Source organism: Streptomyces sp. NPDC028991 (genome assembly GCF_055564775.1).
Genome location: NZ_JBVHVP010000005.1, coordinates 193,470 through 213,895 on the forward strand (window position 1 = coordinate 193,470; position 20,426 = coordinate 213,895).

Genomic DNA, 20,426 nt, shown 5'->3' on the forward strand with positions numbered 1-20,426 from the left:
CACGGGCCAGGGGCAGGCAGGTCAGGCACGAGGGCGGGGGCGCGGACGAGGACGGGGCGCGGTCTCGGGCGCGGGCCGGGCGCCAGGGCACCGTGGTCTTACGGTGGAGGTATGGACACCAGTGGCCTCTCCGTACTCGACCAGCGGATCGCGGGATGCCGGGCCTGTCCGAGGCTGGTCGACTGGCGCGAGGAGGTTGCCCGTACCAAGCGGGCGTCCTTCGCCGACTGGACGTACTGGGGCCGGCCGGTACCGGGCTTCGGTCCGCCGGACGCGCGTCTGCTGATCGTCGGGCTGGCCCCCGCGGCCCACGGCGGCAACCGCACCGGCCGGATGTTCACCGGCGACCGCTCCGGAGACGTGCTGTACCAGGCGTTGTACGACGTGGGTCTCGCCTCGCAGCCCACCGCGGTCTCCGCCGACGACGGCCTGGAACTGTACGGCGTGCGCATCACCTCGCCGGTGCACTGCGCGCCGCCCGCCAACAAGCCCACCCCCACCGAGCGCGACACCTGCCGCTCCTGGCTCGTCCAGGAACTCGGTCTGCTGCGGCCGACGCTGCGGGCCGTGGTGGTACTCGGCGCGTTCGGCTGGCAGGCGGCGTTGCCCGCGTTCGCCGAGGCGGGCTGGCCGGTGCCCCGGCCCCGCCCCGCCTTCACCCACGGCGGGCACGTCACGCTGGAGGCCCCGGACGGGCCCGCTCTGCAGCTCTTCGGCTGCTTCCACGTCAGCCAGCGCAACACCTTCACCGGCCGGCTCACCCCCGAGATGCTCCGGGACGTGCTGCGCACGGCGGCCGAGGCGGCGGGGCTGCCCAAGGCGTAGGGCCACGCGTGGGGCCCGGGGCAAAGGCGGTGATCGCCTCGGGACGACGGCGCTACGGTGCTCCGATGGGCCTGTATCCGGAAATCGAACCGTACGACCACGGCATGCTCGACGTCGGCGACGGCAACCGCGTCCACTGGGAAGTCTGCGGGAACCCGCACGGCAAGCCCGCGCTGGTGCTGCACGGAGGGCCGGGATCCCGCCCCAGCCCCAACCTCAGACGGCACTTCGACCCGGCCGCCTACCGGATCGTGCTCCTCGACCAGCGCGGTGCCGGACGGTCGGTCCCCGGGGCGAGCGACCACGCCACCGACATGAGCGTCAACACGACCGCCCACATGATGGCGGACCTGGAGCGGCTGCGCACCCACCTGGGCATCGAACGGTGGCTGGTGTGGGGGGTGTCGTGGGGGTCGATACTGGGTCTGCGGTACGCCCAGACACATCCGGGGGTGGTGACCGAGCTGGTGCTGACCGGGGTCGCGACCGGCTCCAACGCCGAAGTAGCCCTCCTCACCCGAGGCCTGGGGAACATCTTCCCCAAGGCCCACGAGCGGTTCCTCGCCGAACTGCCCGCAGACGGACGCGACGGCAACGTGGCCGCCGCGTACAACCGGTTGCTGGAGTCGCCCGACGCCGAAGTCCGGGCCCGGGCCGCGCGCGCCTGGACCGACTGGGAGACGGCGATCATCCCCGCGCCGCCACGCTCGGTCGCCCGGTTCGAGGACCCGGAGTTCCGCCTGGGCTTCGCGCGTACCGTCACCCACTACTGGGGCAACGACCACTTCCTCGGCGACGGCAACGACGAGGGCGTCGTCCTGCGGGACGCGCACCTGCTGAAAGGCATCCCGGGCACCCTTGTGCAGGGCAGCCTGGACTTCGGCAACCTCCTCGGCATCGTCTGGCGGCTCCACCACGCCTGGCCGGACAGCGAGCTGGTGGTCGTGGACGAGGCCGGACACGACGCCGGAGCGGCCGGGGACGAGGCGCTGCTGGCGGCGACCGACACGTACGCCCGCGCCGACGCCTGACCAGCCGTGTGGCGGCCGGAAGCGCCGGGCCGCCGCCCCGCCCTACGGCCGCCACACGGCTCACGGACCTACCTCCACCGGCACGACCGCCGTCGCCGTGATCTCCACCAACTGCCCCGGGTACCCGAGGCAGCTCACCCCGAGCAGCGTCGAAGAGTGCGGGCCGGCACTGAGCCCGGACGCCTCGACGACGTCCCAGACGGCCGACAGCGCGGCGGTCTCGCCGCTGACCACGTACACGTCGGTCGAGAGAACGTGCGCCAAGTCGCTCCCGACGGTGCGCAGCTGCTCGGTGAGGTTGGCGATCACCTGCTCGGCCTGCCGGACCGGATCGCCCTCGCCGACCAGCTTCCCCTCCGCGTCGAGCGGAACGGACCCGGCGAGGAAGGCGAGCTTCGTGCCGGCCTCGACGACGGAAGCGTGGGAGTAGGCGGGCGGCGGGAACAGGCCCGGCACGGTGACGCGCTGAATCACGTGGACTCCTGTGGCGGTGAACGGTCGACCGCCCGATCGTCCGTGCTCCGGACGGCCCCCGCATCCGAATTTCGCCTCGTGCCGCCGGCCGCCCGCGCGTACGCTTCCGGCGTCCGCCCGCCCGTTCCCACCGCCAGGAGCCAGCAGCAGTGCCCTCCCTCACGGACCAGACCTTCCTCGACACCACCGCCGACCGCCTCGCCGTCCTGCCCCATGTCCGGGCGGTCACGCTCGGCGGCTCCCGGGCCCAGGGCACCCACGGGCCCGACAGCGACTGGGACCTGGCGGTCTACTACCGCGGCGCCTTCGACCCGGACGGTCTCCGTGCCCTCGGCTGGCCGGGAGAGGTATCCGAGATCGGCGCGTGGGGCGGCGGCGTCTTCAACGGGGGCGCCTGGCTGACGATCGACGAACGCCGGGTCGACCTGCACTACCGCGACCTCGACGTGGTCGAGCACGAGACGGCGGAGGCGGAGGCGGGGCGCTTCGATGTCGAGCCGCTGATGTTCCACCTCGCGGGCATCCCGACGTACCTCGTGGTCGCGGAGCTAGCGATCAACGAGGTACTGCGCGGCGAACTGCCCCGTCCCGCCTACCCGGAGGCCCTCCGCGCCACCGCCCCCGAACGCTGGTACGGCGCGGCCACCGCCACCCTCGCCTACGCCAAGGCCGGCCACGCGCCCAAGGGCGCCCTCACGCAGGTCGCCGGCGCGATCGCCCTGGCAGCGACACAGACGGCGCACGCGGTCCTCGCGGCGCGGGGGGAGTGGGTCACCAACGAGAAGGGGCTGATCCGACGGGCCGGGCTGGGCGGGGCCGACGGTGTCGACGGGCTGCTGGCGGAGCTTGCTCCCCGGCCGGAGGCTCTGGCACGGTCGGTCATGGACGCCGAGGCTCTCCTGCGCGCGGCCGTGGAAGAGGCCGGGAGAGGCCAGGGTCCCCGAGGGGTGGGCACGGCACGCGCATGACCCGATTCCGTTCACAAAGCACGCGCCGTTCCGTGCCGGCCGTCACTTGCCCGAAACACGCCCGTCCCTTCTCCTCCAAGAACACCCCTTACCGTGGACGCCATACCGTTCCACCACCCGCCTGACCACAGGCCGCCCCACGCCGCCTGACCGCATACCGCCTGACACCACGCAGCCCGGCCACCGTCGCCCGAAGGCTCACCCCCGCCCTCGACCAGACGACAGGAGCCCCGCGCCCCGTGTCCCGCACCGTCCGTCGCGCGCGCCGTGCCCGCCTCACGCTTCCGCCCTGGTTCGCCCACGCCCTGAGAGCCCAGCGCGGGCCCGTGCCCTGGAGCGCGGTGACCCGCGGTGCGCTGGCAGGCGGGCCGCTGCTGCTCGCCGCCGTGCTCGCCGACCGTGCCTCCCTGGGGGTCGTCGCCGCCATCGCCGCGATGCTGGCCGGCATCAACGACCGGCCGGGCAGCCGTCGTACGTCCGTGCGGCGCATCGGCGTGCCCGCGCTCGCGGGGGCTGTCGGGCTGCTCGTCGGGACGTACGCCGGGCAGCACCTCGCAGCCGTACCGCTGACCCTGGTGATGACCGGGCTCGGACTGGTCACCGGAGGTGTCAGCGCCGTCGGGACCGTGGCGTCCGGGGCCGGGACGCAACTGCTGGTGACCAGTGCCGTCGGTGCCGGGATGCCGTTGCCGGACCCCGGATGGCAGAGCGTGCTGGCCTTCCTCGCGGGCGCCGGATGGCTGCTCGCGCTGCGACTGGCCCTGCCCACGCCAGGCTCACTCACCGGCGACTTCCGCCTCGACTCTCGCCTCGACTTCCGGTTCGACGGGGAGCGGGCGGCCGTCGCCGACGTCTACGACGCCGTCGCCGAGCTCCTGGACGCGGCCGGCACGGAGCACGCCGTCGCCCGCCGGGCTGCGCTCACCGCCGCCCTCGACCACGCGCAGGACGCGCTCGCCGGGCCCCGGCTGCGGCGTTACGCCTCGTCCGCGGCCGAGCGGCGGCTGCACGCCCAGTACGCCGCCGCGCTGCCCCTCGGCGAGGCCGCGACCGCGCTCGCCTGGGCGGAACGGGCCCTGCCGGCACGGGCCGGTGAAGGACCCCGCCGGCTCGCCGCGGCCGTCCGCGGCAACTCCCACGCCGGGCCACTGCCCGCCCCCAGCCGCACCGACCCCGCCCTGCGGGCCCTCGACGACGCCCTCCTGAACGCCGCGGAGGCCTTCGACCGGGGCCGGGGCCGGGACCTGCACACCCGCAGGCGGTCTGGCGTCTCCCTGGCACGCACCGTCCTCGGTGCCGGGGGACGGGAGTACGGGCTGCGTGCCGGTCTGTGCTTCGGGGCCGGGGTCGCCGCCGCCCAGGCACTGCACCACGGGCACTGGTACGGGTCCCACCAGCACTGGTACTGGCTGCCCGCCACCGTCGTCTTCCTCGTCAAGCCCGACCTCGGTCCGCTCGCCTCCCGGGTGCTGTGCCGGGCGGCCGGGACGGTCCTTGGGGCGCTGCTCTTCGCCGGGTTCGCCGCCGCGCTGCCCCGGCCGGAAGGGCTTGTCGTGCTCGTCGCCGTCTGCGGTGCCCTGGTGCCCGTCGCCGCGCGGCACTTCGCCGCCCAGACCACCGTCGTCACCGTCCTCGTCCTCGCGCTGGTCATGGTGGGCGGCGAGCCCCAGGCCTCCGTCAGCCGCATCGGGGAGACGCTGCTGGCCTGTGCGATCGTGCTGGTCGTCGGGCATCTGCCGATGCCGGGGCAGCGGGGCGGCGGGGTCCGCGCCCGGATCGAGGCCGCCGACGCCGCGGCCCACGCCTACCTCGTCCACGTACTGAGCGAGTCCGAGGACCGCGCCACCCGGTGGACGCTGCGCCGCGACGCCTACCGCACGCTCGCCGACGCCCGCGCCGCGACCGCCCGCGCCGCCGCGGAACTCCCGCCCCTCGCCCGGCACTCGGAGGGCGCGGACGAGGTCGCCGCCGTCCTCGAACGACTCGTCGACACCACCACCGCGTGCGCCGTGCACCTCGACGACACCGGCCGGCTCACGTCCCTGCACACCGAACGGCTCGCCGGTCTGCGGAGCGAACTCGAGGAGCGGCGCGGGCGCGTGGGCTTACGCCGACACCGTACGTTGGCGGGATGACGCCTTCTTCCCATGCGAGCCGCGAGGGCCACGAGAGCCGCGGCGAGGGTCACGAGAGCCGCGAGGGTCACGGTAGGCACGAGGGCCGGGAGGGTCATGAGAAGCCCGCGGATCTCGTCATCACCGGCTGCACCGTCCTCGTGCACGACGACCGGGAGCGGATCGGTTTCGAGGAGGACGCGGCCGTCGTCGTACGGAACGGAGTCGTCGATCGCGTGACGACCGCCGCCGCCGCGGACGGCCTCCCAGCCGCCGACCGCATCGACGCCCGCGGTCAGGTCGCCCTCCCCGGCCTGATCAACTGCCACACGCACGCGCCGATGGTCGCGCTGCGCGGCCTCGCCGAGGACCTGCCCACCGAGGAGTGGTTCAACGACGTCGTCTGGCCCGTCGAGTCCAACCTCACCGACCGCGATGTGGAACTGGGGGCCCGGCTCGCCTGCGCCGAGATGATCCGCGCGGGCGTGACGACGTTCGCGGACCACTACTTCGCCATGGACGCGGTCGCCGCCGTGGTCGCCGAGTGCGGGATGCGGGCGTTGCTGGGGCAGGCGTACTTCTCCTCCCAGGGGCCCGAAGGGCGGGAGGCGTCACTGGAGTTCGCGCTGCGGCACCGCGGCGCCGCCGGCGGACGCATCACCACCGCCCTCGCCCCGCACGCCCCCTACACGGTGACCGACGCGGACCTCGCCGCCACCGCGGGACTCGCCCGTGACCACGGCCTGCCCGTACACCTCCACGCGGCCGAGAACCGGGACCAGACCGACACCAGCGTCGCCCGGCACGGCGCCACCCCGGTCGAGGTCCTGGAACGTACCGGCATCCTCGACACCGACGTGCTCATCGCGCACGGCACCGGCATCGTCGAGACCGATCTGCCGCTCCTCGCGCGCGCGGGCGGCCGTACGGCCGTGGCGACCGCGCCCCGCGGCTACCTCAAGTTCGCCTGGCCCACCACCACGCCCGTGCGCGCCCTGCGCGGCATCGGCGTCCCGGTGGGGCTCGCCACCGACGGCGCCGCCTCCAACAACTCCCTGGACGTGTGGGAGTCGATGGCGCTCACGTCCCTGGTCCAGAAGTCCACCGAGGGTGACCCCCGCTGGCTGACGTCCCGCCAGGCCCTCCACCACGCCACGCTGCAGAGTGCCCGCGCGGTCGGGCTCGGCGGCACCGTCGGCCGCATCGCGCCGGGGCGGCGGGCGGACCTCGTCCTCGTCGATCTCACCGGGCCGCACACCCAGCCCGTGCACGACCTCGCCGCCACCCTGGTGCACAGCGCGCGGTCCGCGGACGTGCGCACGACGATCGTCGACGGGCGCGTCCTCATGCGGGACCGCGAGCTGCTGACCGTCGACGTGCCCGGCGTGGTGCGGGAGCTGGGGGAGCGGCTGCCCGCCCTGACCGACCGCGGTCACGGACGGCGGGTCCAGGAGTACGACACCTGAATACCGTACGAAGCCGAGCACCGTACGAAGCCGAGCACCGCAGGAACTGAGCACCGCAGGAAACTGAGCACCGCACGGGGCTGAACGCCCAGGTCAGCGGCTTCCCGGCGCCCTCCCGAAAAGAATCTTGCCGGGCCGCGATGAGTTCCGCTCCGCACGTCGGTCACCACCCCGGAGGACCGTCGTGTGTCGCACAGGAGGAGCTGGATCCATGTCGCTGCCCGAGATCGTCACCCGCGCGGACTGGCGCGCGGCGCGCGAGGCCTTGCTGGCCAAGGAGAAGGCGGCCACCCGCGCGCGTGACGCGCTCAACGCCGAGCGGCGCGGGCTGCCCATGGTGGAGGTCGACAAGGAGTACGTGTTCGAGGGCGGCGACGGCAAGGCCACGCTGCTCGACCTCTTCGAGGGACGCGACCAGCTCGTCGTCTACCACTTCATGTTCGCGCCCGAGTGGGACGCCGGCTGCCGGAGCTGCTCGGCGTTCCTGGACCAGATCGGGCACCTCGCGCACCTGAGGGCGCGCGGTACGTCGTTCGCGGCCGTGTCCCGGGCGCCTTACCCGAGGATCCTGCCGTTCAAGGCGCGGATGGGCTGGACGCTGCCCTGGTACTCGTCGTACGTCAGCGACTTCAACACCGACTTCGAGGTGACCCTCGAACACGAGGGCGAACTGGTCGAGCGGCCCGGGATCAGCTGCTTCCTGCGGGACCGCGACCGCGTCTTCCACACCTACTCGACGTACGAGCGCGGCCTCGACGGACTCGGCTCGACCACCAGCCTGCTCGACCTGACCGCCCTCGGCCGGCGGGAGCAGTGGGAGAAACCCGAGGGACGCGCCTCGGCTCTGGGTGCTCCTGCGGGAAGCGAGAGACTCCGATACCACGACGAGTACGAGAGCTGACACGCACCGTAGCGAAGAAGGCCGAACGGCTGAGACGCCGCTCACACTTTGCGGTGAACGAGTGTCAACTATGTCTCAGTACCATCACTCCACGAGGCGATCGCTCCATGGTTGGCGTTTAACTCTACGAGTACAGCGCTACATGGAGGTGCAGGGTGAACGGGCGAACGGTGCTCGAACGCTTTCCCGCCGGCGGACCGCGTGGTTCCTGGCCGGCGGAGGAGTTCGCGAACGCGCGGCGTCTGGAGGGCCTGCCCGCCGAGGTCGTCATGGACCTCGCCACGGACATGTTCCTGGTCATCGTCCGCGCTGGCGATCCCGTCGGCGACGCGGCCGCCTGACGCGCGGGCGCGGCCCTGACGTCAGCCCGCCTTCGGGGCGGGCACCGGCGCCCTGGTGAACTGTTCCGCCTGGAGGGAGTAGAGCTCCGCGTACACGCCACCGGTGGCCAGCAGCTCGTCCGGTGTCCCGGACTCCACGAGCCGGCCCTGGTCGAGGACGTGCACCAGGTCGGCGTGGCGTACGGAAGCCAGCCGGTGGGTGATCAGGACGACCGTCTGCCCGCTGCCGGCCAGGGCGCGGATCTTCTCGAAGACCTCCAGCTCGGCCCGGGCGTCCAGGGCCGCCGTCGGCTCGTCCACGATGAGGATGCGGCCCTGCCGGTACGCCGCGCGGGCGATCCCGACCCGCTGCCACTGGCCGCCGGACAGCTCGTGGCCGCCGCTGAAGTTGCGGGCCAGCAGGGTGTCCAGGCCGCGCGGCAGGTCCGCGACCACCTCCTCGGCCCCGGCCTCGGCGACCGCGGCGGCCACACGGTCGTCGCCGAGTGGCGTCGAGGAGCGCCCCACCGCGACGTTCACCCGCGCGGTGAACGGCCACCGCTTGAAGTCCTGCGCCACCATCGCGACGCGTTCGGCAAGCGCGTGCCGGTCCGCCGTCGCCGCGTCGACGCCGTCCCAGGTGATCCGGCCCCGGTCCGGGGTGTACAGCCCGGCGAGCAGTTTCACCAGCGTCGTCTTGCCCGAGCCGTTCTCGCCGACGAGCGCCACGATCCGGCCCAGCGGCAGGGAGAGCGTCACGTCGTCGAGCGCCGGGCGGGTGGCGTCACCCGGGTAGCGGAACGTGACGTTCTCGAAGCGGATCTCCTTCGGGTCCTCCGGCAGCGCGGCGCCGCCCAGCGGAATGGCCCGGTCGGCCGCCTCCACGTGCAGCCGTTCCAGGTCGCCGACGAACAGGGCCTCCTCGTGGAGCGCGTTGACCTCCACGACCAGGGTGCCGAGGCTCTGCGAGCCGGTGCGGATGGCGATCACGGCCGTACCCGCCACCGACAGGGACATCGCTCCGCCCAGCAGCAGCCCGCCGAGCGTCGCGTACGTCGCCGCCGTGGCCAGCCCGGTCCACGTCGCCGCGATCAGCCCCGTACGGGCCGCCAGCCGGGCCAGCCGGGCCTGCTCCGCCTCGGCGGTCTCCGACATCGCGCGGAAGTGCCGCAGCAGGAAGGGGCCCACGCCGTGCACCCGGATCTCCGGGGCCGCGGCCGGTTCGATGAGCAGACTGCCCAGCAGCCGCCCCGCGCGTTCGTGCTGCACCCAGGCGTGGAACGACTCGTACCGGCGGCGGGCGAGGGTCAGCGCGCTCCAGGCGCTCGGCAGGGTCATCGTCACCAGCAGCGGCAGCAGCGCCGGATGCAGCACGGTCAGGACGCCGGCCGCCGCGATCAGCGAGATCATCGCGTTCACCACGCGTGTGCCGTACATGATCATGCGCCGTGCGGAGGCCGCGCCGTACTGGGCGGTGTCCAGGAGCTTGTGGAAGGCGTGATCCTCGATCGCGGACAGCTCCACGGCCGCCGCCCGCTCCAGGTACCGCTCGGTGGCCACCCGCTCCACCTTGGGCTCCAGCCGTCCGGTGGCGTACGTGGAGGCCGCCCGCAGCAGCGCCGCGAGCAGCATCACCGCCGCTACGGTGACCAGCGCCGGGACCGTCCCGCGCAGACGTTCCCCGATGGGGCCGGCGGCCATCAGTCCGGCCAGCACGCTGTTGACCGCGAGCAGACTGACCGCCTGTGCCAGACCCCGGCCCACCTCGGCCGCCAGTACGGTCCGCGCGGCCTGCGGGTCGGCCTGCCGGGCGAGCCGGAAGCTGGACGACAGCAGGGACGGCAACCGTGTCAGCATCGCCCGGAAGCCCAGCTCCAGAAACGCGTCGGCGTGCTGGTTCCACCCCATGTCGTAGCGCAGCGGACCGCCGAAGAGCAGCCGCTCCGACTCCGACACCCCGGCTGCCTCCGTGCCGCCCTTCCTGCGCACCGTCTGCCTCCCCATCGTGGACGGACGGCCACTATCGCGGGGGCGGGACGCCTACGGGCAGGGCGTGGGCGGGGGAGGCCGGAGCGCGCGGGCGCGCGCCCGGCCGGAGGAAGCCGGAAGGGGGCGTGCGGGGCGGAGCCGGGGGAGCGAAGAGGGACGGGAGAGCGCGGCGGCGCCTACGCGCTCACCGGCCGCGACCACGTCGGTGTCGTGTCCGTCAGCCGGCACAGCGCCAGGTAGAGCGGGATGGGCGGGGTGTAGGGGACCGTGCCGTCCGGGCGGTGGATGAGGCCGGGAACGTCCGGGGCGTCGGGGACGACCGCACCGGTGGCGTACCGTGCGGGCGCGGGCCACTCGAGGGCGTAGTCGGAGTCGGACGGGACGATCCACCACCAGTGCGCCTCGTCGGCGTAGACGCACCCGACGCGCGGCAGCCGGGGCAGCACCAGGGGGCCGAAGCGGGCGGGCACCGCGACCGCGTCGCAGCCCAGCGGGGCCGTCATGCCGTCCGGCACGGGCAGTCGCCGGGGCGTCCCGGGAAGCGCCCCGGGGGTGGTCAGCCCGCGCTGCAGGCGGACCAGGGTGTCCAGACCGAGTGGTCGGATGCCGGACGCAGCCCTCATAGCCATTCGGTCCCCGTTCCGCGGCGCGTTTCTCGGCGGCAGGCCTCCGCCTCGCCCTCGTCCCCCGTGCCGTCGGCGGGGCCGGGCTTCGGGCGGGCGCCCCAGCCCAGGTCGTTGTAGGGCTCCGACGGATCGCGCGGTCCGTCGGCCTTGCGTGGCAGCTCTGCCCAGACCAGCAGTCCGGGGCCGTGCTCGTGGGCCCCCCAGGCGTCGCACAGGGCGTCGACGAGGAGCAGTCCCCTGCCGTGCTCGTCCTCGGGCTGCTGATCGGCCGGAGGGTGGGGCTGGCCGGGGGCGCACCCCTCGTCGCGCACGGCTATGCGCACCAGGTCGGTGCCGTCGTGCAGCTCGCACACTATGTGTCTGCTCGCGGTGTGCACGATCGCGTTGGTCACCAGCTCGGAGACGACCAGGGCCGCGGTGTCGCAGGTGTCCTCGCACACCGACCAGCCGTTCAGCCGGGCCCGCGTCAGGCGTCTGGCCTGTGCGGGAGAACCCGGGTGTGCGGCCAGCTCGAAACGGAACCGGCGCTCGGCAGCGGCGGACCCCGAAGGGCCGGCTCCCATGGCGGCACCGAGGCCCAGGGAGCCCGCGGTGGCGTCTGTTCCTAAGGGCGCGGACGGAATCACGCTTGCCACTATCGCCCCGCCGTGAACACTTGGCAAGTGTCACTCTGAAAAATGCAGAGTGCTGTGTGACGGTCTGGACGGCCGTGGCACACTGCTCGCAACAGCACGTCGAGCGGCGCCAATTCAGACCACCGAAGGCCTTCCGGAGCTTTCGAACAGGTCTTCGAATGGCGCCGCCGGGCTGTCCGCGCAAGGGCACAGGGACTCTTCGGGACTCTTCAGGAGGTGGGCGGTGAGCGAGCCGCGGTCCGCGCCGACGGTCGGCCAGGTCGTCCTCGGCCGGCGCCTGCTGGACCTGCGGGAACGCGCCGGTCTCAAGCGCGAGGAAGCCGCCCGCATCCTGCGCGTCGCCCCCGCCACGGTGCGTCGCATGGAGATGGCCGAGGTCGCCCTCAAGATCCCGTACCTCCAGCTCCTGCTGAAGGCCTACGGCATCGGAGACGAGGAGGCCGACGCCTTCGTCCGGCTGGCCGAGGACGCCAACAAACCCGGATGGTGGCAGCGCTTCCACGACATCCTGCCGGGCTGGTTCTCCATGTACGTCAGCCTGGAGGGCGCCGCCTCCCTGATCCGCTCCTACGAGCCGCACTTCGTCCCCGGAGTGCTGCAGACCGAGGAGTACGCGCGCGGGGTACTGCGCTCGGGAGCCATCGGACAGACCCGGCCCGACGACATCGAGCGCCACGTCGACCTGCGCATGCAACGCCAGGAACTGCTCACCCGTAAGGACGCGCCCAGGCTGTGGGTCGTCATGGACGAGACCGCCCTGCGCCGCCCCGTCGGGGGCCCGGAGGTGATGCGTGCCCAGATCGACAGGCTGCTCGAGGCCACGAAGCTGCCCAATGTGACGCTGCAGGTCGCCCCGTTCTCCAACGGGCCGCACCCGGGTACGTACGGGCCCTTCGTGCTGTTCCGATTCGCCATGCCGGAACTGCCGGACATGGTCTACAGCGAGTACCTGACCGGCGCCGTCTACCTCGACGCGCGTACCGAGGTGGCTACCCACCTCGAGGTCATGGACCGCATGGCGGCGCAGGCCGCCACGGCACATCGCACGAAGGAGATCCTCCGGGATCTCCGCAAGGAGCTGTGAATGAACCGCATCAAACCCCAGCGCTCGCCACGGAACCGCAGCGAGCGGATCCGCAATGAGCGGATCTACAACGGCATGCCCGCCCGGGAACTGGGCAGCGAGGGCTGGCACAAGCCGTGGAGCGGCGGCAACGGGGGCAACTGCCTGGAGGCGATGAAGCTCGCCGACGGCCGGATCGCGGTTCGGCAGTCCACCGACCCCGACGGCCCGGCGCTGATCTACACCTCCGCCGAGATGACCGCCTTCATCGAGGGTGCCAAGGCAGGAGAGGCGGACTTCCTGCTGTCCTGAGACGTGCGCTCTGTTGATGCTTGTTTTTAAGCTGTTTGGCACTGATTTGATCATCCATACCCTTCAGTCCTCGCCAGGGAGAACTCGACACCTCGGAGCTGGTCGTCATGGCGTGATCCGGTGACCGGCCGGGGGTCGTGGGGCCGCTCAGGCCGTCATCGGCCGGTCGTACGGGCCGACCGGTGCCGGCAGCCGTGTGCTGCCGCCGGACAGATGGCGGTCGACGGCCGCGGCCACCGCCCGCCCCTCCGCGATCGCCCACACGATGAGCGACTGCCCGCGCGCCGCGTCCCCGGCGGCGAACACCCCGCGGACGTTGGTCGCGAAGTCCTGGTCCCGGGCGATCGTGCCACGGGGCTCCAGCTCCAGCCCGAGCCCATCGACGAGCCCGTCGTCCCGGGCGGGTCCGGAGAAGCCCAGGGCGAGGAGGACGAGGTCAGCGGGGAGTGACCGCTCGGTGCCGGGCAGCGGACGGCGCCCCGCGTCCACCGCGACCAGGTGCACCGACCGCACATGCCCCTCCGCGTCACCGGTGAGTCGAAGCGTGGACGCCGCGAACAGCCGTGCGTCCGCGTCCGCCACCGGCGCGGACCGCAGTTCACGTGCCTCCTCGTGCGCGGCCGACAGCCGGTACAGCCGCGGATACGTCGGCCAGGGCTCGGCCTCCTCGTCGCGCTCCGTACCCGGCTGCGCGTAGATGTCCAGCTGGGTCACGGACGCGGCACCCTCCCGCACCGCGGTACCGAGGCAGTCCGCGCCCGTGTCACCACCGCCGACGATGACGACGTGCTTCCCGGCAGCGGACAGCGGGGAACACTCGATGTCTCCCTCGCACACCCGGTTGGCCAGCGGCAAGTACTCCATCGCCTGATGGACGCCGGCCAGTTCCCGGCCGGGCACCGTCAGATCGCGCCACGCGGTCGCGCCGGTGGCGATCACCACGGCGTCGTGGCGGGCCCGCAACTCGCCCGCGGACACCTCCCGCCCGACCGCCGTCGACGTACGGAACTTCGTCCCCTCGGCCCGCATCTGGTCGACGCGCCGCTCCAGGTGCCGCTTCTCCATCTTGAACTCGGGGATGCCGTACCGCATCAGCCCGCCGATCCGGTCGGCCCGCTCGTAGACCGCGACCGTGTGCCCGGCCCGGGTCAGCTGCTGCGCCGCCGCGAGCCCGGTGGGCCCCGAACCGACCACCGCCACCGTCCGCCCGGACAGCCGGTCCGGCGGGCGCGGCGGGATGAAGCCCTCCTCCCAGGCCGTGTCGGCGATCGCGCACTCGACGTTCTTGATGGTGACGGCCGGCTGGTTGATGGCGAGTACACAACCCGCCTCGCACGGCGCCGGGCACAACCGGCCGGTGAACTCCGGGAAGTTGTTCGTGGCGTGCAGCCGCTCACTCGCGGCCCTCCAGTCCGCCCGGGAGACCAGGTCGTTCCAGTCCGGGATCAGGTTGCCGAGCGGGCAGGCTTCGTGACAGAAGGGGACGCCGCAGTCCATGCAGCGGTCGGCCTGGGCGCCGACGATCGGCAACAGCGCCCCGGGGACGTAGACCTCGTGCCAGTCCCGGACCCGCTCCGCGGCCGGCCTGCGCGGCCACTCCCGGCGGGGTGTGGTCAGGAAACCCTTGGGATCGGCCATGGCCGTCTTCCTTGCGTGCGGGGGTGGCAGGCCGTGCGTCGTGGGGTGGTGCTCTTCCGGCCCACGATACGTCCCGTCCGCCCCGCACGCAGAGTGCCGGAAGGCCCCTCGCCCACGGTGTCCCGGCCCTGCCCTCGCCCACGGCGTCGGCCGTGGCGACCCGCCCCTCAGGCGAGGGCCAGCACGTACGACACCGCCGCCGCGGCCGAGGCAGCCGTACGCACGTGGTTCCACGCCGTCCACTCGCGCACGTACGAGGGCCACTGGCCGGCCGCCTCCGGGGTGCCCGGCTCCAGCCCGAGCAGCGCGGTGTTGCGCGGCACGTTGGCGGCCGCGGTCACCCCGAACGACCCGAACAGGAACAGCGCGCTGCCCAGCAGCAATTCCACCGCCGCCCCGGCCGGCCACAGCACGAACGTCACCACGGCGATCACCGCGGTCAGCACCGATGTCCCGAGGAAGACGAACATGAAGGCCGGCCGCACCGCTGCCGCGTTGATCGCGTTCATCGCGGCTACTCCCTGCGCGGGCGGCAGCGCCGCCAGCCCCCGCATGACGAAGGTCGAGAACGCGCAGAAGGCGCCGGCCGTCAGACCGGTCCCGAGCACGCCCAGCACCGTCAGCACGAAATACGGTCCGTCGATCATGTCGTGTCAGCTCCCGCCCGTCGCGTCGATGCCCGCTCGGCACCGTCGGCCATCGATCACCCCAAGTCAACCCCGGCGCGGGCACGGTGACCATGGCCGACCGGCGCGAGCGCATACGCGAGCGTCCAGGCGGGCGGGCCGCAGGCCGGCGCATCATGGGCGGGTGCGATTGGAAGCGATCACCTGGGACAGACTCGGCGACCTGCTCGCCGAGCGCCTGCTCGACCTCGAGCCCGCCGACGGCGGCGCCTGGCCGCGCGTCGCCTTCGACGGCGCCCCGGCAGCCCGCCCCGGCGACCTCGCCGAGCGGGTCTCCGACGCGCTGCGGGTGCGCGGCCGCCCCTCCCTCGTCGTCGGAACGGAGGGCTTCCTGCGGCCCGCGTCCCTCCGCCTGGAGTACGGCCGTCAGGACGTCGAGTCCTACTACAGCGGCTGGCACGACACCGGCGCCCTGTGGCGCGAGGTCTTCGATCCCCTCGGGCCCGGCGGCGACGGGCGCGTTCTGCCGGACCTGTGGGACCCGGTCACCGACCGCGCCACCCGCAGCCCCTACGTCCGCCTCCCGCCCGGCGGTGCCCTGCTGCTGCACGGCCCCTTCCTGCTGCGCCACTGGTTCCCCCTCGATCTGAGCGTCCATCTGGTCCTCAGCCCCGGCGCACTGCGCCGCCGCACCCCCGAGGCCGAGCACTGGACCCTGCCCGCCTTCGAGCGCTACGAGGAGGAGACCGCCCCCTCCGGCGCCGCCGACGTCCTGGTGCGCGCCGACGATCCACGGCATCCCGCGTGGAGTGGGTGACGCGCCCGGTGGGCGGCCGGTTCGTCAGAGCCAGCCGTTGCGCCGGAAGCCCCGGTGCAGCGACAGGCAGGCGACGGCTATGACGCCGATGACCAGACCGTAGCCGTACCGCCAGCGCAGCTCGGGCATGTGGTCGAAGTTCATGCCGTACACCCCGCAGACCATCGTGGGTACCGCGACGATCGCCGCCCAGGCGGTGATCTTCCGCATGTCCTCGTTCTGCGCGACCGTCACGCGGGCCAGGTGCGCCTGGAGGATGGAGTTGAGGAGTTCATCGAACGCCGCGATCTGCTCCGTCGCCCGCAGCAGATGGTCGGCGACATCGCGGAAATAGGCCTGTATCTCCGGTTCGACCACTCGAGCAGGCCGGGTGGCCAGTTCCTCCAGCGGCCGGCCGAGCGGCACCACGGCCCGCCTCAGTTCGAGGAGTTCGCGCTTGAGCTGATAGATCCGCCCCGGATCGACCCGCGCGCCGTGCTCCGCGAACACCTCCGTCTCGACGTGGTCGATGTCAGCCTGGACCGCCTCGATGACGCTCAGGAACTCGTCCACCACGTGGTCCGCTATCGCGTGCAGTACGGCGGACGGCCCCTTGGCGAGCTGCGCGGGATCGGACTCCAGCCCTTCCCGCAGCGGTCCCAGCGAGCCGTGCCGCCCGTGCCGCACGGTGATCACGAAGTCCTGGCCGACGAACGCCATGATCTCGCCGGTGCTCACCACCTCGCTGGTGGCGGTGAGCTCCTCGTGCTCCACGTAGCAGACCGTCTTGAACACGGCGAAGAGCGTCTCGCCGTACCGCTCCACCTTCGGGCGCTGGTGGGCCTCGATCGCGTCCTCGACCGCCAGCGGGTGCAGGTCGAAAAGGTCCGCGACGCCTGCGAACTCCCGATTCGTCGGCTCGTGCAGGCCGAGCCAGACGAAACCGGCCCCGCGCTCCCGCATCCGCTCCACCGCGTCGACCGGATCGCCGCCCTCGGGGGTGCGGACACCGTCCCGGTAGGTCACGCAGTTCACCACCGAGGAACCCAGCGGGGAGCGGGCGGGATGGCTGAGGTCCACACGCGGGCGCCGCCGGGCCAGCCGCGCCACCTTGCGGAGGCCGCCGCCCCTCCCCAGGCCCGTGACCTTCCGCAGATTCCCTGCCATCGTCATCCGTGTCTCCTCGCGTGGGTCCCCTCGCGCCGTGCTTCCCGCGCCCTGGCGAGCCAGTCTGCCAGGCCTGCGTGAGCCGCGGACTGGCCTGTGGAAACGGCGGGTTCCGCTTTGTTCCCGGCTGTGGACAGGAGGTTCGGACGTGGGCGTGGGCGCGGACGACATCGGCCAGGCGGCGCGGGGGCACCGTCGCGCCGGAGCGTCGACCGCTTCAGGCAAGCCGGACAACTGGGATGATCGCCCCATGACGCGAACCGACGGATACCTCCTCGACAACCGGCAGGCCGAGGCGGCGGAGCGCTTCGATGCCTTCGCCACCCTCTTCGATCCGACGACGTTCCGGCACCTCCAAGCGCTCGGCGCCGGGCCCGGCTGGCGCTGCTGGGAGGTCGGGGCCGGAGGCACCTCCGTGGTGTCCTGGCTGGCCAAGAGGGTGGGGCCGACCGGCAGGGTCCTCGCGACCGACATCGACACCTCCCGGCTTGCTCCGGCCGGCCGGCATCCGGTCGAGGTGCGCGTGCACGACGTGGGCGCCGAGGAGCCGCCGGGGGAGGGCTTCGACCTGGTGCACGCCCGGCTCGTGCTCGTCCATGTCCCGGACCGGGAAAGCGCGTTGCGGTCGATGGTCAAGGCCCTGCGCCCCGGTGGCCGTCTCCTGGTCGAGGACGCCGATCCCGCGCTGCAGCCTCTGCTCTGTCCCGACGAGCACGGGCCCGAGCAGCAACTCGCGAACCGGCTGCGGCACGGCTTCCGCCAGCTACTGGCCCGACGCGGCGCCGACCTCTCCTACGGCCGCCGGCTCCCGCGCCTGCTCCGGGAGGCCGGGCTGCGGCGGGTGGAGGCCGACGCCTACTTCCCGGTCACCTCACCCGCGTGCGCCGCCCTGGAGTCCGCGACGGTCCGTCAGGTCCGCGACCAGCTGGTCGCCGCCGGGGCGGCCACCCACGAGGACATCGACCGCCACCTCGCGAACGTCGCGTCCGGCAGTATGGACCTCGCGACGGCTCCCATGGTCTCGGCGTGGGGACGCAAGGCGTAGGGGAACGAGGTCCCCGTCTGCCCCGGCGTCACGCCCCCGGCCGGCATGTGGCGGGACGCTCCTCGCGTCGTCGTGCCACGGCGGGCGTGGTACGGCCCGGTCGACCGGTGCGGCGTCCGTGGGCGAGGGCCGCCGACGGACTGCCGCTTCGCCGCGCTCCGCGCCGCTGTCCTGTGCCTCGTGCGCGCCACTGCCCCGGGCCTCGTGCTCCGGTGCTCCGCACCCCAGTGGGCCTCGTACCTCGTACCTCGTATCTCGTGCCTTGTGCCTGCCGCTCCCGTGCTCTGCGCCCGGTGCCCGTGTGCGTCCCGCCCGGTGCCCGTCGCTGCCCGCTTGGTGGCCTGTGCTCCGTCCCCGTGCCGACGGCGCCGCCACCGGTCACGGCGGTTTCCTGACGCTTCGCCAAGCAGCGTCCCCTACCACTCCCATATCCGCCCACTCCCATACCTGCCGACCTGCGTACCTGCGTATTTGCCGACCTGCATACCTGCCTACCTGCCTGCGTACCTCGTACCTGCCGGCCCACATACCGACCGTCCGCCCCGTCAGGCCGTCCTGCGCGGAGGCCTCCCACCCACCTGCTCGACGGCCTGCGCCCCCGCCCGGCACCCCGCAGCCGCGGCCTCCCCGGGCGCCGCGCCCGCGAGCAGCGCGGCGAGGAACGCGCCGGTGAAGGCATCACCGGCGCCCGTACTGTCCCGGGGCCACGCCGGGGCGGCGGGGACACGCGCGCACACGGTGCCGGACCTGGCCACCATGGCCCCCTCCGCTCCCTGCTTGGCGATCACCAGTGGGACGTGCCGGCTCAGTTTCGCCGCCGCGTCGGCCGCGTCGGGCAGTCCGGTGAGCAGGCACGCCTCGTCCCGGCTGGGCAGCAGCACGTCCACTCCCTCGACCAGTTCCAGGAAACGGTCGACGCCCAGCTCGGTGAGGAACCCGGCCGACGCCGGATCCAGGCTGACCGGCACCCCGCGCGCGCGTGCCGCCGCCAGGGCGGCCGGCACCAGGGCACGGCTCGGCTCCGAGAACAGGAGGTAGCCCGACAGGTGCAGCCGGGCCACGCCGTCGAGCAGCGTGTCCGACCAGTCGCCGGGCGCCAGCCGCAGCGACGCCCCGCTGTCCGTCAGGAACGTCCGCTCGGCCGAGTCGCCCGTGTCGACCAGGCAGATCACCGTCCCCGTCGGTGCCGCCGCGTCGACGACCAGAAGGGGGCGCACGCCGTGGGCCACCAGTTCCCGCTCGTGCCAGACCGCCGCGTCGGTGCCGACCCGCCCCAGCAGCCGTACGTCCCGGCACCCTCCGTGCGCGGCCCAGCAGGCCACGTTGGCACCCGCCCCGCCCGGCAGCCGGCGGATCGAGGCAGCCGTGTCCGTGCCGGAGGCCAGCGGTCCCCGGTGCCGGGCGACGACGTCCGTGACGACGTCCCCGACGACCAGCAGCGCGCCGTCCGGCCCCGCGGTCATGCCCCGGCCCAGGCCGTCGCGACGCGTGCCGCCAGCCGCACATTGCCGCGTACCGCCGCCAGATTGGCGCTCAGCGAGGCGCCGTCGGTGTGCCGCACCAGGTAGTCGAGCAGGAACGGCGTGACCGCCTGGCCCGTGACCCCCTCCGCCTCGCACGCGTGCAGCGCGTCGGCGAGCACCCGCGCGTGCAGCGCGGGATCCAGTTGCTCCTCCTCGGGGACGGGGTTGGCGACCACGAGTGCCGACCGCGGCCCGTCGAGCGTGTCCTGTGCCCGCATGACGGCCGCCACCTGCTCCGGGGTGTCCAGAGACCAGTCCACCGGATGCCCCGAGTCGGACAGGTAGAAGCCGGGGAAGCGGCCCGTGCCGTACCCGGCCACCGCGACACCCAGCGTCTCCAGCCGCTGGAGGGTCGCCGGCACGTCCAGGATGGACTTCACGCCCGCGCAGACCACCGTGATGCGGGTACGTGCCAGCAGGCCGAGGTCGGCCGACTCGTCCTGCGTCACCGTCCACTCCCGGTGCACGCCGCCGAGCCCGCCGGTGGCGAACACCCGGACGCCCGCCAGGGCCGCCAGCAGGGCGGTCGCCGACACGGTGGTCGCCCCGCTCGCCCCGGTGGCCACCGCGAGCGGCAGGTCGCGGTGACCCAGCTTGCGGATACCGTCCTCGTTCGCGACCCGCTCCAGCTGCTCCTTGTCCAGGCCGACATGAGGCCGCCCGTCCAGCACGGCGACGGTCGCCGGTATGGCGCCCTCCTGCCGTACGGCCTCCTCCAGTTCCCGGGCCACCAGCAGGTTGCGGGGGCGCGGCAGCCCGTGCGCGATGATCGTGGACTCCAGCGCCACCACGGGGTGACGCGCGTCGATCGCCGCCCGTACCTCTTCCGACACCATCAGCATCACGTGCCTGCCTCCTGTCCGTCGGTCCTCCCTCATCTCTGGCGGGCGGGGGACCGGGCCAAACC

At 73.3% G+C, this 20,426-nt stretch carries 20 protein-coding genes; 11 read left to right on the forward strand and 9 right to left on the reverse strand.

Going from position 1 to position 20,426, the window contains the following annotated elements:
- The first annotated feature begins 111 nt into the window (after positions 1-111).
- The gene (locus ACZ4V1_RS13515; RefSeq protein WP_468334029.1) at positions 112-825 is read left to right on the forward strand and encodes a uracil-DNA glycosylase; all 714 of its coding nucleotides are present in this window, start codon (positions 112-114) and stop codon (positions 823-825) included.
- 65 nt (positions 826-890) lie between these two features.
- Positions 891-1,856 carry a prolyl aminopeptidase gene (gene pip / locus ACZ4V1_RS13520; protein WP_468334031.1) on the forward strand — a complete coding sequence of 322 codons (966 nt, stop codon included), beginning with the start codon at positions 891-893 and terminating at the stop codon, positions 1,854-1,856.
- Between the two features lie 60 nt (positions 1,857-1,916).
- Here the strand turns inward: pip and ACZ4V1_RS13525 are convergent, their stop codons facing one another.
- Positions 1,917-2,330: a RidA family protein gene (locus tag ACZ4V1_RS13525; RefSeq protein WP_468334034.1), complete on the reverse strand. Its 414-nt coding sequence runs from the start codon at positions 2,328-2,330 to the stop codon at positions 1,917-1,919.
- Positions 2,331-2,479: 149 nt separating this feature from the next.
- Between ACZ4V1_RS13525 and ACZ4V1_RS13530 the strand changes: the two genes are divergently transcribed.
- The 5 genes from ACZ4V1_RS13530 to ACZ4V1_RS13550 all read left to right on the forward strand — a co-directional run bounded on the left by ACZ4V1_RS13530 (position 2,480) and on the right by ACZ4V1_RS13550 (position 8,120).
- Positions 2,480-3,298, forward strand: a complete 819-nt coding sequence (locus tag ACZ4V1_RS13530) for a nucleotidyltransferase domain-containing protein (RefSeq protein ID WP_468334037.1) — start codon at positions 2,480-2,482, stop codon at positions 3,296-3,298.
- 239 nt (positions 3,299-3,537) lie between these two features.
- The gene (locus ACZ4V1_RS13535) at positions 3,538-5,433 is read left to right on the forward strand and encodes an FUSC family protein (protein WP_468334039.1); all 1,896 of its coding nucleotides are present in this window, start codon (positions 3,538-3,540) and stop codon (positions 5,431-5,433) included.
- A complete protein-coding gene (locus tag ACZ4V1_RS13540) occupies positions 5,430-6,878 on the forward strand; it encodes an amidohydrolase (protein WP_468334042.1) in 1,449 nt (482 codons plus the stop codon). The genes ACZ4V1_RS13535 and ACZ4V1_RS13540 overlap by 4 nt, the downstream gene beginning before the upstream one ends.
- Before the next feature lie 211 nt (positions 6,879-7,089).
- Positions 7,090-7,779: a DUF899 domain-containing protein gene (locus tag ACZ4V1_RS13545; RefSeq protein ID WP_468334045.1), complete on the forward strand. Its 690-nt coding sequence runs from the start codon at positions 7,090-7,092 to the stop codon at positions 7,777-7,779.
- Positions 7,780-7,934: 155 nt separating this feature from the next.
- Entirely contained in the window at positions 7,935-8,120 is a 186-nt protein-coding gene (locus tag ACZ4V1_RS13550; RefSeq protein WP_468334048.1) for a hypothetical protein, read from the forward strand.
- Positions 8,121-8,141: 21 nt separating this feature from the next.
- On the opposite strand, the gene ACZ4V1_RS13555 is transcribed toward ACZ4V1_RS13550, so the two are convergent.
- The 3 genes from ACZ4V1_RS13555 to ACZ4V1_RS13565 all read right to left on the reverse strand — a co-directional run bounded on the left by ACZ4V1_RS13555 (position 8,142) and on the right by ACZ4V1_RS13565 (position 11,349).
- Positions 8,142-10,103 carry an ABC transporter ATP-binding protein gene (locus ACZ4V1_RS13555; RefSeq protein ID WP_468334051.1) on the reverse strand — a complete coding sequence of 654 codons (1,962 nt, stop codon included), beginning with the start codon at positions 10,101-10,103 and terminating at the stop codon, positions 8,142-8,144.
- A 161-nt stretch (positions 10,104-10,264) separates the two neighbouring features.
- Entirely contained in the window at positions 10,265-10,711 is a 447-nt protein-coding gene (locus tag ACZ4V1_RS13560) for a hypothetical protein (protein WP_468334054.1), read from the reverse strand.
- A complete protein-coding gene (locus ACZ4V1_RS13565; RefSeq protein ID WP_468334057.1) occupies positions 10,708-11,349 on the reverse strand; it encodes an ATP-binding protein in 642 nt (213 codons plus the stop codon). The genes ACZ4V1_RS13560 and ACZ4V1_RS13565 overlap by 4 nt, the downstream gene beginning before the upstream one ends.
- Before the next feature lie 223 nt (positions 11,350-11,572).
- Between ACZ4V1_RS13565 and ACZ4V1_RS13570 the strand changes: the two genes are divergently transcribed.
- Both ACZ4V1_RS13570 and ACZ4V1_RS13575 read left to right on the forward strand, forming a co-directional pair.
- Positions 11,573-12,433 (forward strand): helix-turn-helix domain-containing protein, encoded by an 861-nt coding sequence (locus ACZ4V1_RS13570; protein WP_468334060.1) that lies wholly within the window; start codon positions 11,573-11,575, stop codon positions 12,431-12,433.
- The gene (locus ACZ4V1_RS13575; protein WP_468334063.1) at positions 12,434-12,724 is read left to right on the forward strand and encodes a DUF397 domain-containing protein; all 291 of its coding nucleotides are present in this window, start codon (positions 12,434-12,436) and stop codon (positions 12,722-12,724) included. It abuts the gene before it with no gap.
- 147 nt (positions 12,725-12,871) lie between these two features.
- On the opposite strand, the gene ACZ4V1_RS13580 is transcribed toward ACZ4V1_RS13575, so the two are convergent.
- Both ACZ4V1_RS13580 and ACZ4V1_RS13585 read right to left on the reverse strand, forming a co-directional pair.
- Positions 12,872-14,362, reverse strand: coding sequence for a glutamate synthase subunit beta (locus ACZ4V1_RS13580; RefSeq protein ID WP_468334066.1), 1,491 nt, complete (start codon positions 14,360-14,362; stop codon positions 12,872-12,874).
- 167 nt (positions 14,363-14,529) lie between these two features.
- A complete protein-coding gene (locus ACZ4V1_RS13585) occupies positions 14,530-15,009 on the reverse strand; it encodes an anthrone oxygenase family protein (protein WP_468334067.1) in 480 nt (159 codons plus the stop codon).
- Positions 15,010-15,172: 163 nt separating this feature from the next.
- Between ACZ4V1_RS13585 and ACZ4V1_RS13590 the strand changes: the two genes are divergently transcribed.
- A complete protein-coding gene (locus ACZ4V1_RS13590) occupies positions 15,173-15,805 on the forward strand; it encodes a nucleoside/nucleotide kinase family protein (protein WP_468334070.1) in 633 nt (210 codons plus the stop codon).
- Positions 15,806-15,829: 24 nt separating this feature from the next.
- Here ACZ4V1_RS13590 and ACZ4V1_RS13595 read toward each other — a convergent pair whose 3' ends face one another.
- On the reverse strand, positions 15,830-16,957 hold the full coding sequence (locus tag ACZ4V1_RS13595; protein ID WP_468334073.1) for a magnesium and cobalt transport protein CorA: 1,128 nt from the start codon (positions 16,955-16,957) through the stop codon (positions 15,830-15,832).
- Positions 16,958-17,201: 244 nt separating this feature from the next.
- On the opposite strand from ACZ4V1_RS13595, the gene ACZ4V1_RS13600 reads away from it, so the two are divergent.
- On the forward strand, positions 17,202-17,996 hold the full coding sequence (locus ACZ4V1_RS13600) for a methyltransferase (protein WP_468334076.1): 795 nt from the start codon (positions 17,202-17,204) through the stop codon (positions 17,994-17,996).
- Positions 17,997-18,541: 545 nt separating this feature from the next.
- Here ACZ4V1_RS13600 and ACZ4V1_RS13605 read toward each other — a convergent pair.
- Positions 18,542-19,459, reverse strand: a complete 918-nt coding sequence (locus tag ACZ4V1_RS13605) for a carbohydrate kinase family protein (RefSeq protein ID WP_468334079.1) — start codon at positions 19,457-19,459, stop codon at positions 18,542-18,544.
- On the reverse strand, positions 19,456-20,364 hold the full coding sequence (locus tag ACZ4V1_RS13610; protein ID WP_468334082.1) for a pseudouridine-5'-phosphate glycosidase: 909 nt from the start codon (positions 20,362-20,364) through the stop codon (positions 19,456-19,458). Before ACZ4V1_RS13610 ends, ACZ4V1_RS13605 begins: the two co-directional genes overlap by 4 nt.
- Positions 20,365-20,426 lie beyond the last annotated feature (62 nt).

Bases quoted from the DNA above. Each gene is read 5' to 3' on its own strand.
- ACZ4V1_RS13515 (WP_468334029.1), top strand. From the start codon at position 112: ATGGACACCAGTGGCCTCTCCGTACTCGACCAGCGGATCGCGGGATGC.
- pip (WP_468334031.1), top strand. From the start codon at position 891: ATGGGCCTGTATCCGGAAATCGAACCGTACGACCACGGCATGCTCGAC.
- ACZ4V1_RS13540 (WP_468334042.1), top strand. From the start codon at position 5,430: ATGACGCCTTCTTCCCATGCGAGCCGCGAGGGCCACGAGAGCCGCGGC.
- ACZ4V1_RS13545 (WP_468334045.1), top strand. From the start codon at position 7,090: ATGTCGCTGCCCGAGATCGTCACCCGCGCGGACTGGCGCGCGGCGCGC.
- ACZ4V1_RS13555 (WP_468334051.1), bottom strand. From the start codon at position 10,103: ATGGGGAGGCAGACGGTGCGCAGGAAGGGCGGCACGGAGGCAGCCGGG.
- ACZ4V1_RS13560 (WP_468334054.1), bottom strand. From the start codon at position 10,711: ATGAGGGCTGCGTCCGGCATCCGACCACTCGGTCTGGACACCCTGGTC.
- ACZ4V1_RS13575 (WP_468334063.1), top strand. From the start codon at position 12,434: ATGAACCGCATCAAACCCCAGCGCTCGCCACGGAACCGCAGCGAGCGG.
- ACZ4V1_RS13580 (WP_468334066.1), bottom strand. From the start codon at position 14,362: ATGGCCGATCCCAAGGGTTTCCTGACCACACCCCGCCGGGAGTGGCCG.
- ACZ4V1_RS13585 (WP_468334067.1), bottom strand. From the start codon at position 15,009: ATGATCGACGGACCGTATTTCGTGCTGACGGTGCTGGGCGTGCTCGGG.
- ACZ4V1_RS13595 (WP_468334073.1), bottom strand. From the start codon at position 16,957: ATGACGATGGCAGGGAATCTGCGGAAGGTCACGGGCCTGGGGAGGGGC.
- ACZ4V1_RS13600 (WP_468334076.1), top strand. From the start codon at position 17,202: ATGACGCGAACCGACGGATACCTCCTCGACAACCGGCAGGCCGAGGCG.
- ACZ4V1_RS13605 (WP_468334079.1), bottom strand. From the start codon at position 19,459: ATGACCGCGGGGCCGGACGGCGCGCTGCTGGTCGTCGGGGACGTCGTC.